Below are 13,165 nucleotides of genomic sequence, written 5' to 3'. Positions count from 1 at the left end.
AGCCTGCTCCACAAGTTTATGACTTGATCCATTTATTGTAAGATCCGGGCAAGAATTGCAATTATAAAAAAAGCCCTTTCACCATTGAAATCAATCATTGGCAAAAGAGCTTTCCTTTAATAAATTTACGATCAGGCTAAACTACTGAGTCTTAATTCCGCTTCATCCAAATCTTCATCATGATCTATACAGAATACTTTAAAATCTGGTGTCTTAGGTATTTTCTGAAATTCTTCTGACTTCGTAAATTCTATTAATGTTTTAGAAAAATGCAACAAAAGATTATCAGTTATTGCATTTTTCGGTTCCCCATCATCTTTGTCCTCATTTTCATCTTCTTCATCACCAAATAATTCATCCTCAGAAAGCACATACTGAGTTGAAAAAGATTGGTATTCCCAATCTCCGGTATTATATCTCAATTCATTAATCTGTTCTTCACTTTGATAAGAAGCTTTATACTTTCCACTTTGAGATTCTTGCAGGAGCGCTGAAAAAGCACTTTCTGTGTTAAAACACAGGTTTACCTCAGCATATTCTGCGTTACAGTCAAATGCAAATGCATAAAAAACTTCATTTGGGTGCTCCGCTAAAAAATTGCTTACTTCAGTTTTTGTGAAAGCCAGCAATTCTTCTTGTATTTTATTGTAATCTATTTCTTGCATAAGTTTAATTTTATATAAGCGTATATATTTTTAAACGATATATTTATTATTTTATGATACAAATCAAATAATAAATTGAGATATTAACTGCATCCTGTAAATTAACGTTATTTATAAGGAGTTATTCATAATGAATTGGTTATGGCGATATATTGCAACAGATATTCAAGCAGAATCTGGGCCTGAGGACCACCAAATATTACTTTTTATATTTTTAAATAGTTAATAATCTATTAGTTGTATTAATGTTTTGATCTTCTGAAAACCAATAGTATATCATCTGTCGTAAATGTGGTTAAATATCAAAACTCAGATGAAAAAAACATTTATATCAGCATTTGCTTTAGTAGCTATCGCATTTGCTTCACAAACACAAGTTCAGGCACAATCAAAAATGAGTATGTCTGGTGGTACTAAAATGGTGGGTGGTGCAGCAATGTATCCTACAAAAGATATCATTGATAATGCGGTAAACTCTAAAGATCATACCACATTGGTTGCCGCTGTTAAAGCTGCAGGTTTAGTGGAGACTTTAAAAGGAGCCGGTCCATTTACTGTATTCGCGCCAACTAATGAGGCTTTTGACAAATTACCAAAAGGTACAGTGGCTACATTAGTTAAACCTGAAAACAAAGCAGCATTAACTAAAATTCTTACCTACCATGTTGTTGCTGGTAAAATGGATAGTAAAGCCATTGCAGCTGCAATTAAAAAAGGAAAAGGAAAAGCTGAACTGACTACTGTTGAAGGTGGAAAACTTTGGGCCTGGATGGAAGGTAAAAAGTTGGTGCTGAAAGATGAAAAAGGTGGAATGAGCACTGTGACTATTGCAGATGTTTACCAGAAAAATGGTGTAATACATGTGGTAAATAGTGTATTAATGCCAAAATAGATTTAGTTATCTTTATATCAGAAAAGCCGCTAAACAATTAAGTGGCTTTTCTGATTATTACTTGTAAGGTTTTCTGTATTTAACAGACTAAATGATAAAAAGAAGATTATGAAACCTATATTAAGTTCCGCAATTCTGTTATTGTTCTTTTACACTGGCTACGGTCAAAGTAAAACCACAAAAAACCCTTATTATTCAAGAACGGACACTACCGTATTAAAAGTGAGTAACGCGGTATGGAAAAAAATACTTCCTGCTGAGCTTTACGCAGTCGCAAGAACAGGGGCAACCCAGCAGGCTTTTACAGGAAGTCTTTGGAATTCTGAACGCAGAGGAATGTATTATTGTGCTGTTTGTGGAAATGCATTATTTAAATCAGATGCAAAGTTTGCCAGTACCTGCGGATGGCCAAGCTTTTTTGAGCCCATAAGAACTAAAAGCACAATCTACAAAGCAGATAACTCTTTAGGTATGGAAAGAACTGAAGTGCTTTGTGCACGTTGTGGCTCACATCTTGGACACATCTTTGATGACGGGCCAGCACCAACACATAAACGTTTCTGTATGAACTCTGTATCTCTTGACTTTGTACCTGATGGTTTAGGCAAATAAAGATTAGCTCATCAGGAAGAAACCGGACGCGAAAAATGCATGCTGGTAATGATATATTTATGATTTAAATATAACCGGTGTGCATCATTTCTGGCAGGCCCACTATCGAGTTCGACTTTATTCATACCTGCTGCTTCTGCTTCTTGTTGAATATAGGTTAATAAAGAAGCGGCATAACCTTTACCACGGTATTGAGGCAGGGTAAACAGATCATCAATATAGATCGTTTTTCCTGTAAAAAGCTTCTGGATGTACCGATATCCAGCAAAACCTGCAATTTCCTCATTATCTATAATGTAAATTAAATGAAAACCATCTTTAATCATTTCTGATAATTCCTGTTGATAAGTATCTTCAGTAAGATTGGTTCTGAAAGTACTCAGCACATTCCAGAATCTGGAAAGCTCATCTGTTGGTTTTAATCTTAATATTTCCATGTTTTAAGTTGTTTTTCGTAGTTTACAATGTTTCTTTGGAAAAATAATTATCCAAACTCCATTTGTACACAGGGACACTGGCCAGTAAAAGACTTGCCGCGCTGTCTGCGAATACTGAATAATTAAATGGTGCTCTTATCCCTAAAAAAATGGCCATACAAAGTCCAAAGCTTAAGGTAAGTAAAAAGCTACCTTGCGCCGCTAATCTGGTTTTATAGCCAGTGATTAATAATACTGCAAAAACTGCTTCAGCCAGCGTTGCAATCATTCCCATAAATCCAGCAGCAGACCTGCCTAAGAAGGGCATAAGTGTATTGGTGTAACCGATAAAATTTCCCCAGTTCCCCCAAGCGACATTAGTTGTACCTGCAGGCCCAAGAATTCCCAGACGATCTAAAACAGGAAGGATAAAACCCAGACCTAATGCCAGGCGTAGAAACAATTGTGGAATCGAAAATTCGTTTTTCATTTGCTATTGATTTGATCATTCAAAATTAGCTTGCAATTTTAAAAGATTCATGTACCAGTTCTGCCTGATTGGATAGTCCAGAATAATAGGGAGATTAATCATACTAGTTTACCGGGATAAAGAAATTTGTATCTTTAAAATCGGCTGAGTCATATTGAATCGGCTAAGTTATGTTGAATTCATGCTCTTCCGCAGGTTCTTATTATAAATTACAGCTTAAAATAAATGCTCCCTTTTAAAACCCTGATCACAATTGACGAAAGCAGTACTATAGCTGTATATAGGCAAATTGCTGATAGTCTTATTGTTTTGATTACAGATGGAGTTATACAACCCGGAACCTTTTTACCGAGTACAAGGGAGATGGCTGCGCTGCTTGATAAACATCGCAATACAATTGTTGCTGCCTATGAAGAACTGATTACACAAGACTGGATCGAGACATTACCCAGAATAGGGATCAGGGTTTCTATACATTTACCATTAATTAAACCCAGATCTTTTCAGGAAGGTGGAAAAAATCAAACCTATTCCAGCCCTGCAAAATTCAGTTTTAAACATATTCCAGGTCCTGAACAGTATAATTTTCCATTAAAGCGTACATCAATAATTGTCAATGATGGCTTTCCTGATGCAGATCTTGCTCCATTTGATAGTATGCTCAGAGAATACAGGAAACTAATGCAAGGTTCCAGCCTCAAAGCATTAATGTCTCTTAAAGATTTTGGAGGTACAAAAGCACTGAAAAACTCTACGGTTAATTTCCTGAATGATTCCCGCGGTTTAAATATCTCAACTGAAAATATTCTGATTACCAGAGGTGGGCAAATGGCCATTTACCTCGCCGCAAGTATGATTATTAAACCTGGTGATCATGTGCTGGTTAGTGATCCCAGCTATTATATTGCTGATGAGGTTTTTAAACAGATGGGAGCCCATCTTATCCGTATACCGGTTGATGAGCATGGTATGCATATTGAAGAAGTGGAGAAGGCTTTAAAAAGCACAAAGATCAGTTTACTTTATATTATTCCTCATCATCATCATCCTACAACCGTAACGATGAGTCAACAACGCAGAATTCGGTTACTTGAATTGATAAGATCCTATCAATTACCTGTCATAGAAGACGATTACGACTATGATTTTCATTATAGCAATAGCCCCGTTCTTCCGCTGGCAAGTTCAGCTCACGACAGTAACGTAATCTACATAGGTTCTTTTACAAAGCTTTTAGCACCTTCGTGCAGAATTGGTTATTTGATAGGCCCTGCCAATTTTATCACTCAGGCTACCAACCTGAAAAGATTAATTGACCTGAGAGGGGATACCATAATGGAAGAAGCCCTGTCTGTTATTATAGATAGTGGAGAGTTAGACAGGCATATCAAAAAATCCAGAAAAGTATACAACGAGCGTTGTGATCAGACCTCACTGGTGATAGCCGATCAGCTTGCTCATGCAGTAGATTTCACAAAACCACAGGGAGGTTTAGCACTGTGGCTGAAATTCAAAGCAACATACCCACTTGGAGAGGTTATCGCAAAAGCACGAGCATCGGGACTGTTATTTACTGGGACTGCCTATTATGAAGGAGCAGATCAAAAACATAATGGAATGCGTTTCGGTTTTGCTTCCTTAAAGGAAGGTGAAATGCAACGTGCGGTAGACATTCTTCGTAAAATCACAATCTGATCAGGAAAACTAAATAAAAAAACCGGCCTTATAATTAAATAGGGCCGGTTTGATTAAGCTGATAAAGCTGTATTATTTAGGATCTTGTGTTGATTTTTCTTTAGCAGCTGCTTCAGCTTTAGCTTTCTTTTTAAAGAATCCTCTTAACAGGAAGTTATGTTGTAAAGCCTCCATATTTTCATCCAGTTTTTTAGTACTTGATTCCAGATTAGAAACTGTATTTTTCAATTTAGCAGCAGTTTGTTCATCATTCAGTAAAACACCGACGGCATTTTTATCCGAATTAAGTTTATTGCTGGTTAACTTTAGATTATTCGTCATTTCAGAGGCCGATGCCGCTGTATTCTGTAAACTTTTAACTGCTGTTTTCAAACTCGCAAATACAGTAGTATCGGTTAACAATTCGTTAGTCAAAGTACCTTTGGTATTCAATTTAGATGTATACTGCGCAACTGCTGATGTTACTCTTGCAGTACTTGCCGAAGCATTTTCCAGGTTAATTGTCATTTGACGTAAGCGGCCTGCCATAACAGTATCGGCTAATAAAGTCCCTAATGTTCCTTTTCCTTGTAGCATATCGGTCGTTACCTTTTTAAAGTCTTCAGTAATCACCAGGATATTTTTATTGTTTGCCTGTAAAGTCTTCATGATATCTTCCGGGCCTAAAGCAGTAGCGACATTAATTCTATCTCCGTCTTCTACTTGTGGCGCATCACCCTGACCTGGCAGGATCTCAATCATTTTATTTCCTATAAAACCTTCAGAACCTTGTTTAGCTACAGAGTTCTTGTGTATATATTTTTGTGCAGCTTCTTCGATGTGCATCGTAACTTCAACTTGTGCGTTCCCGTAAAAGTTGATTTTGCTCACTGTTCCGATTTTCACCCCCGAAAAGAAGATATTATTACCAGCCTGTATACCATTTACATTATTGAAAACTGCTTTTAAAGTAATACTACTTACAAATCGTTTTTGCTTTCCACCTAAAGTAAGTACAGCGGCGATGAAAATAGCAAGTCCGATAAAGATGAAAATTCCTACAACTATTGATCTTTTGTTTTCTGTAGCGCTCATTTATTGTGTAAAATTATAATTGTAAAAAGATTGAACACGTTCGTCTTTACTTGCAAAGACTTCATCAAATGTTCCCTGTATAGCAAACTGACCATCCAAAAGCATAGCAATTCTGTCGCCAGTTTCTTTGGCACAGGTCAAATCGTGTGTAATAATAATAGATGTTGTTTTATATTTTTCCTGAACTTCGTTGATCAGGTTGTTAATTTCTATACAAGTAATAGGGTCAAGGCCGGCTGTTGGTTCATCATAAAGCATAATTTCTGGCCTCAGGATTAATGTACGGGCAATACCAATTCTTTTACGCTGTCCACCGGAAAGCTCTGAAGGCATCTGTTCAATCGTCTGTGACAGACCAACGGCATCCAAGACATCTTCCACTTCACGATTGATTTCTTTACGTCTCAGATTTCTTGAATTTCTCACTAAAGGGAATTCAAGATTCTGACGCACGGTCATACTATCATATAAAGCGCTGTTCTGAAATGAAAAGCCTACTTTAAGCCTTAATGCCATCAGTTCTCTGGTACTTAAGTGTTCTACGCTTTGTCCCAGTACATCTACATCTCCTGCATCAGGAAGGAGTAAACCAGAAATTACTTTGATCAATACAGATTTACCTGTGCCCGAACGCCCCAGTACAACCAGGTTTTCTCCCTGATACACCTCCAGGTCAACACCCCTCAATACTTCAAGGTCACCAAAAGCTTTCTTTAAACCTTTGATAGAAATAACTGCATTATTTCTGTCGATTGCTTTCTGTTCTCTTACCATATTAAATTAACGGAAAGCATTTACAATTTGAACAATAATAATTTCTTCTACAAAGATCAGGAACATCGCAGCAACTACTGCCGAATTCGCTGCTCTTCCAACACCTTCAGTACCTTTGGAAGAATTGTATCCATGATAACAGCCAACTACACCGATCGTAAAACCGAATACAGTTGATTTAAAGGTCGTTGAAAATATATCTAAAAAGCTGATCGTATCAAATACTTGTGAAAAGAACATCGAAAAACTGGTTTGCTCATTGCTGTGAACACTTAAAAAAGCACCCATTAAAGCCACACAAGCCGTATACATAACCAGTATAGGGATCATAAAGGTAGTGGCTAGTATTCTGCTAACTACCAGATATTTAAAAGGATTTGTTGCCGATACTTCCATCGCATCAATCTGCTCCGTAACCTTCATTGATCCAAGCTCGGCACCCATGTTAGAACCAACTTTACCGGCAGCAATCAATGCCGTAACTAAAGGAGCTAAGGCGCGGATGATTGCAATAGAGATTAGTGAAGGTAACCAGGAAGTTGCACCAAAATTAGCCAGCGAGGGCCTGGACTGATTCGTAAATACAACCCCGGTAATAAAACCAGTAAGTGAGATCAGGGGCAGGGATTTATAACCCACTTCATAACATTGATGTATGATTTCTTTAAACTCGTAGGGCGGTACAAAGACTTCTCTAAAAAAGCGAAGTACAAACTGATAAGCGTGATATATACCGAAGAACATGCTGTCAAGTTTTTTAGAAATGACGTATTTGCGAGGCGTGATGTTCGGATTTTCTGTGTTAGGATCCATTCTTTAGGTTTGTGCAGCCAAATATAATTTAAATCAGGGTTTTATTTTTTCTATTTATAGGTAAGCAATAAAAGCGCAAAATTGTTTTGGTTTTATGCTGACTATGGCTGCATTTTGGTCAAATGTAATACATCAGCAATTATTCACAAGTTGGGTTACATTAAAATGACAAAACAATGATGTGTTTGTTTAAACAGTGGTAACTAAAAAACAGGCCTTTTAAATACCATAGACCTGTTTTTTTCGGAATGATGATAGCTTGTGTAACATTATTATAAATTGACTCTCAATGAATGCAGGGCTTAAATATAATTTTAAACCAAGGCTTCATACAGTACTTCTATTGGATGTAAAGCCTTTTTGCTGGTACCGTCTTTAATCTGATGCCGGCAACTCGTTCCAGTTGCAGCGATGATCACATGCTCAGCTTGCTTTCGGACTTCAGGAAAAAGGACTAGTTCTCCAATTTGCATAGATAATTCATAGTGTTTTTTTTCATAACCAAATGAACCAGCCATACCACAACAACCACTGGGAATGACTTCTACTTTATAGTTTTCAGGAAAAGAGAGGATTTGTTTAGAAGCACCCATAGCAGCCCATGCCTTCTGTTGGCAATGACCATGTAGCTGGATCAATTTGCTTTCTTTACTGAAACTCGACTGGGAAATATTTCCATTGGCAATCTCTCTGGCGATAAATTCATCTATTAGTAAACTGTTTTTAGCTAATTCCTGAGCCATTTCCAACTGTGGCAAATCTACAAGATCAACATACTCATCCCTAAAAGTTAATATCGCAGAAGGTTCAATCCCAATCAAAGGCGTTTCTTCTGTAATAATTTTACTCAGCTGGAATACATTATGCTGCGCAATCTTTTTGGCTTTGCGGAGCAAACCTTTGGAAATCCAGGTTCTTCCACTCTCCAGATGTTTTGGAATAATTACCTGATAACCTAATTTTTCCAGTAAAAGAATAGCTTTAATACCAATTTCTGTATCCAGATAATTTGTGAATTCATCACAGAAAAAGTAAACAGTCTTCTGTTTTACCGTAGTAGCTGTTGTAGCCAATGGTTCAGCAATTTTCTTATACGCAGCAAACCATTTTTTTAAAGTTGTTTTATACAAGAGCGGGAGGGAACGTTCCTGAGCAAAACCGCTGATTTTTTTTATAAACGCATTTGTGGTTTGATGATTAATACTCCAATTGTACAGGCGTGGAGATAAAGAGGCCAGCCCATTAATCTGGTTAAAACCAGCTACAATTCTTACTTGGAGTGGAACACCATTCGCATCATAATAACCCTGTAAAAACTCAGCTTTAAGCTTAGCCATATCTACATTCGAAGGACATTCTGACTTACAACCTTTACAGCTCAGACATAAATCCATTACGTCTTTAAGTTCCTGATGATCAAAACGATTGATTTTAGTAGAATGAGTCAGCATTTCGCGCAGCATATTGGCCCTTGCTCTTGTGGTATCTTTCTCATTCCGGGTAGCCATGAACGAAGGGCACATCGTACCACCTGCTAAATGAGACTTCCGGCAGTCGCCTGAACCATTACATTGTTCAGCGTGCTGTAAAATATTCTGATTCTGATAACGGAATACAGTCTTGATTTCAGTAGTCTGTTGACCGGGCTCATATCTAAGCATGGTATCCATAGCAGGCGTATCAGTAATCTTTCCAGGATTAAAGATGTTTTTCGGGTCCCAGGTTGATTTAATTTCTTTGAGCATTTTATAATTGCGTGGACCAATCATCTGCTCAATAAACTCACCACGTAGTCTGCCATCACCATGTTCACCACTTAATGAACCATTATATTGTTTGACCAGTTTGGCTATTTCTTCTGCGATTACCCTGAATAAGCGGTTACCTTCCACTGTTTTCAGATTTAATATAGGCCGCAAATGTATTTCTCCAGAACCCGCATGCGCATAGTGAACAGAGAATAACCCATGCTTTTTAAGGATTTCATTGAAATCACGGATGTAAGCAGGTAAATCTTTCACATCAACAGCCGTATCTTCAATTACCGCTACAGCTTTTTCATCTCCGGGAAGGTTACTCAATAAACCTAAACCCGCTTTTCTTAAAGACCAGATTCTGGACATATCAGGACCAAATACTAAAGGAAAATGATATCCCAGTCCATTGGCTCTCATCTCGGCCTCCACTTTGGCTGCCTTTTCTGTAATTTCCTGCTTATCCTTACCCGAATACTCTACGACAAGAATAGCAGCAGGATCACCCAACACAAAGAAGCGGTTTTTTGACTGCTCCATATTTTCTTTCGTGCATTCCAGAATAAGGTGATCTATTAATTCACTCACTCTTGGTTCATATTTTAAGGCGATCAGATTGGCCATCAGTGCTTCATCAATACTATTGAAATGGATGCACAGTAATGCCGTTTCTTCTCTTAAAATAGGCTCCAGATTAAGTTTTATCTCTGTAATGAATGCAAGTGTACCCTCAGAACCAGCAATGAGCTTACAGAAATTAAAGTCAGCAGTTTCTGCAGTAAAAGGAGAGGAGTCCAGCAAAATATCAATTGCATAACCCGTATTTCGTCTGTGGATGCTTTTGGCAGGAAATTGCTCACGGATGCTGCATTGATTTTCATAGTTGCTCAGTAAAGCTCTGATATTTCTGTATAATTCGTTTTCTAAGGAATCCCCTTCACATTTTTCGATAAACTCCTCAAATTCAAGCGCTTTAAACTCAGCTACAGAACCGTCAGCTAACAATGCTTTAATTTCAAGCGTGTGTTCGCGGGTACTTCCATATATCAAGCTGTTTGAACCACAAGAATTATTTCCGACCATTCCACCGATCATCGCTCTGTTAGCAGTAGACGTTTCAGGCCCAAAATATAATCCAAAAGGTTTGAGGTACAGATTAAGTTCATCACGAACTACCCCAGGTTGCACCTTAATCCACTTTTCTTCGATATTGAGTTCCAATATCCTGTTAAAATATTTTGAAACATCAACAATAATGCCTTTCCCCACAACTTGTCCTGCAAGTGAGGTACCGGCAGTTCGCGGAATCAGCGATATCCCTTCTTTTCCTGCAAACAGGATCAGTTTTTCAAGGTCTGCAACAGAGCTGGGTATAGCCACTGCCAACGGCATTTCCCGATAAGCGGAAGCGTCTGTAGCATATAGTATACGGGTCTGATTGTCAGTAAAAAAATCCCCGTCCAGTGAATCGGACAGGGATTTCATTTTTTCATTGCTGAGCTGCATATCAACCTAAAGATCGAATTTAATACCTTGTGCCAGTGGTAATTTATTAGCATAGTTGATTGTGTTCGTTTGTCTGCGCATATATCCTTTCCAGGCATCAGACCCACTTTCCCGTCCACCACCTGTTTCTTTTTCTCCACCGAAAGCTCCGCCAATTTCAGCGCCAGAAGTACCGATGTTTACATTGGCGATACCACAGTCAGAGCCATTAGTAGATAAGAAAAGTTCGGCCTCTCTGAGGTTTAAGGTCATGATTGCAGACGAAAGTCCTTGCGGAACACCATTTTGAAGGGCAATTGCTTCTTCTAAAGTTTTATAACTCATTACATATAATATAGGTGCAAAAGTTTCTTCCTGCACAATTTGATAATGATTTTTCACTTCAGCAATACAAGGTTTTACATAACAACCAGAACCATAAGGCCCACCTGCAAGAACGCCACCTTCAGCAATAAAATTAGCTCCCTGAGCCTTACCTTTTTCAATTGCCTCAAGATAAACTTCTACAGCAGCTTTGTCAATTAGCGGCCCAACATGATTATGCTGATCTAAGGGGTCACCAATACGAAGCTGTCCATAAGCTTTAACCAGCTTGTTTTTAAAATCTTCATAGATATCCTCATGAATGATTAAACGTCTGGTCGAAGTACAACGCTGTCCTGCAGTTCCTACCGCACCAAATGCAGCACCAATGATAGCAATATCCAGATCTGCATCTTTGGAAACAATAATTGCATTGTTACCACCAAGCTCAAGGATTGTTCTTCCGAAACGACCTGCTACAGCTGATGAAACTAAACGGCCGACCCTTGTCGACCCAGTAAATGAAACTAATGGAATTCTTGGATCATTATTGATCAGATCTCCGACAGGATTTCCTGTGATCAATGAGCTGATTCCTTCGGGCATATCATTCGCTTTTAAAACTGAAGCAATGATGTGCTGACAAGCAACTGCACAAAGCGGGGTTTTAGAAGAAGGTTTCCAAACACAAACATTTCCGCAAACCAGTGCTAATGCAGTATTCCAGCTCCAAACAGCTACCGGAAAATTAAATGCAGAAATTACGCCGACAATACCCAGTGGATGCCATTGCTCGTACATTCTGTGATCTGGTCTTTCAGAATGCATAGTCAAACCATACAACTGTCTGGATAATCCAACTGCAAAATCGCAGATATCAATCATTTCCTGAACCTCACCAAGCCCTTCCTGTAAACTTTTTCCCATTTCATAAGAAACCAGGACACCCAGGTTCTCTTTATTTAACCGGAGTGCCTCACCTAGCTGTCTCACTATTTCGCCTCTTTTTGGTGCAGGCACATTACGCCAGAACAAAAATGCTTCAGCACTCGTACTGATTACTTTTTCATAATCTTCAGTGCTGGTTGTACTTACTTTGGCAATTTCTTTACCATCTACTGGCGATGAAGAAGTAATAACTTTTGCATCCGATTCCATCCATAGATGTCCAGTAGAAGTACCACTATTATTTTCAGTAATTCCTAATTGATTTAATACTTTTTTGATATCCATATCTTTAATAATATATCTTTTAATAGTTTCAGGACTTTACTTGTCCGGTATAAGTGCTTTCGAAAATTTTATCAGCATTGCTGGTCTCAAAACCTTCTCTTCTATGTACTGATTGAATTTCTTCAGATTTAAGGTGATTATAAGCCGGCAAAACTGAACGCTCTGCAAACTCCACATAACTACCCGCAATTTGTGTTTTTGCCCCATCAGCAAACTTAACTTCCTGTAAACCGGCCACTGTACTGCTTTGGCTCAGTAAACCATCTGCGCTGGTTTTAATTTTTCCTCCAGCATCATTTAGCTTGATGCCCAGACCTTCCACAAATTTATTAAAATCAGGCAGAGACTGATAACCTGCAGGCAGCGCATGAACACTGATCGTGTAATGATTCAGGTAATACCGGTTGTAAATTACCCAGGCAGCATATTCACTTTCTTCAAGCAATGCAGTATAATCTTTTAAATCTGGTAATCTCCATAATGGATGATGTAAAAATGCAGCAATAGCCTCACCATCGTTCAGATTTAGCGCATCAACAGGATCTGATTTAATATCACCTGTATATTTTTTGATAATCTCCTGCGTGTTTTGACTTAACTGATCTACTTTGAGCTCACTTAAAAAGATGCGCGGATATTCCGGAGCAGGAGGGGCATACCAATACGCATCCAGCTTTTTCTCTTCAAAATAATAATGATCTCTCTTTTGGTAGCCGTGAAACAGAAAGATTTTCTCAAATGATTTAATACCAAGATTCGGAACGCCAAGCGTTCTGAAAGCGATATGATCATTTACAATTTCATCCTGAGAACCAACAACACCGTTTTTCAATAAAGCAGCCGTAATCTGATTAACTTCTGGCACAGCTTCACGGTAACGGTTAAAAAGTTCAGTCAGAAAAATATCTAGTGGACTATTCGTGTTAAAATTCATATTT

General features: G+C 38.2%; 12 protein-coding genes. 3 read left to right on the top strand and 9 right to left on the bottom strand.

Annotation, left to right across the window (positions count from 1 at the left end; translation table 11 throughout):
- Positions 1-131: 131 nt before the first annotated feature.
- Entirely contained in the window at positions 132-665 is a 534-nt protein-coding gene (locus ABIB30_RS01040) for a DUF4303 domain-containing protein (RefSeq protein WP_354298887.1), read from the bottom strand.
- A 313-nt stretch (positions 666-978) separates the two neighbouring features.
- Here ABIB30_RS01040 and ABIB30_RS01035 point away from each other — a divergent pair, with 313 nt between their 5' ends.
- The gene (locus ABIB30_RS01035) at positions 979-1,557 is read left to right on the top strand and encodes a fasciclin domain-containing protein (RefSeq protein WP_354298886.1); all 579 of its coding nucleotides are present in this window, start codon (positions 979-981) and stop codon (positions 1,555-1,557) included.
- 108 nt (positions 1,558-1,665) lie between these two features.
- Positions 1,666-2,169: a peptide-methionine (R)-S-oxide reductase MsrB gene (msrB, locus tag ABIB30_RS01030; RefSeq protein ID WP_354298885.1), complete on the top strand. Its 504-nt coding sequence runs from the start codon at positions 1,666-1,668 to the stop codon at positions 2,167-2,169.
- Positions 2,170-2,180: 11 nt separating this feature from the next.
- On the opposite strand, the gene ABIB30_RS01025 is transcribed toward msrB, so the two are convergent.
- Together ABIB30_RS01025 and ABIB30_RS01020 are read right to left on the bottom strand one after the other, a co-directional pair.
- Positions 2,181-2,606 (bottom strand): GNAT family N-acetyltransferase, encoded by a 426-nt coding sequence (locus ABIB30_RS01025; protein ID WP_354298884.1) that lies wholly within the window; start codon positions 2,604-2,606, stop codon positions 2,181-2,183.
- Positions 2,607-2,628: 22 nt separating this feature from the next.
- Entirely contained in the window at positions 2,629-3,075 is a 447-nt protein-coding gene (locus ABIB30_RS01020) for a hypothetical protein (protein WP_354298883.1), read from the bottom strand.
- A 225-nt stretch (positions 3,076-3,300) separates the two neighbouring features.
- Between ABIB30_RS01020 and pdxR the strand changes: the two genes are divergently transcribed.
- Complete coding sequence (gene pdxR / locus ABIB30_RS01015; RefSeq protein WP_354298882.1) at positions 3,301-4,770, top strand: MocR-like pyridoxine biosynthesis transcription factor PdxR; 1,470 nt, start codon at positions 3,301-3,303, stop codon at positions 4,768-4,770.
- A 72-nt stretch (positions 4,771-4,842) separates the two neighbouring features.
- Here pdxR and ABIB30_RS01010 read toward each other — a convergent pair whose 3' ends face one another.
- From ABIB30_RS01010 to ABIB30_RS00985, 6 genes are all read right to left on the bottom strand, one after another.
- A complete protein-coding gene (locus ABIB30_RS01010; protein ID WP_354298881.1) occupies positions 4,843-5,844 on the bottom strand; it encodes an MlaD family protein in 1,002 nt (333 codons plus the stop codon).
- Complete coding sequence (locus ABIB30_RS01005; protein WP_068407297.1) at positions 5,845-6,618, bottom strand: ABC transporter ATP-binding protein; 774 nt, start codon at positions 6,616-6,618, stop codon at positions 5,845-5,847.
- Between the two features lie 6 nt (positions 6,619-6,624).
- Positions 6,625-7,431, bottom strand: a complete 807-nt coding sequence (locus ABIB30_RS01000) for an MlaE family ABC transporter permease (protein WP_354298880.1) — start codon at positions 7,429-7,431, stop codon at positions 6,625-6,627.
- A 314-nt stretch (positions 7,432-7,745) separates the two neighbouring features.
- Positions 7,746-10,670, bottom strand: coding sequence for an FAD-binding and (Fe-S)-binding domain-containing protein (locus ABIB30_RS00995; RefSeq protein ID WP_354298879.1), 2,925 nt, complete (start codon positions 10,668-10,670; stop codon positions 7,746-7,748).
- Positions 10,671-10,697: 27 nt separating this feature from the next.
- Positions 10,698-12,227, bottom strand: coding sequence for an L-piperidine-6-carboxylate dehydrogenase (amaB, locus tag ABIB30_RS00990; RefSeq protein WP_354298878.1), 1,530 nt, complete (start codon positions 12,225-12,227; stop codon positions 10,698-10,700).
- Positions 12,228-12,255: 28 nt separating this feature from the next.
- A complete protein-coding gene (locus tag ABIB30_RS00985; protein ID WP_354298877.1) occupies positions 12,256-13,161 on the bottom strand; it encodes a DUF1338 domain-containing protein in 906 nt (301 codons plus the stop codon).
- Between the last annotated feature and the right edge of the window lie 4 nt (positions 13,162-13,165).

The sequence above is a fragment of the Pedobacter sp. UYP1 genome (assembly GCF_040547305.1).
GTDB lineage: Bacteria > Bacteroidota > Bacteroidia > Sphingobacteriales > Sphingobacteriaceae > Pedobacter.
This window is presented reverse-complemented; position numbering and strand designations above follow the sequence as displayed.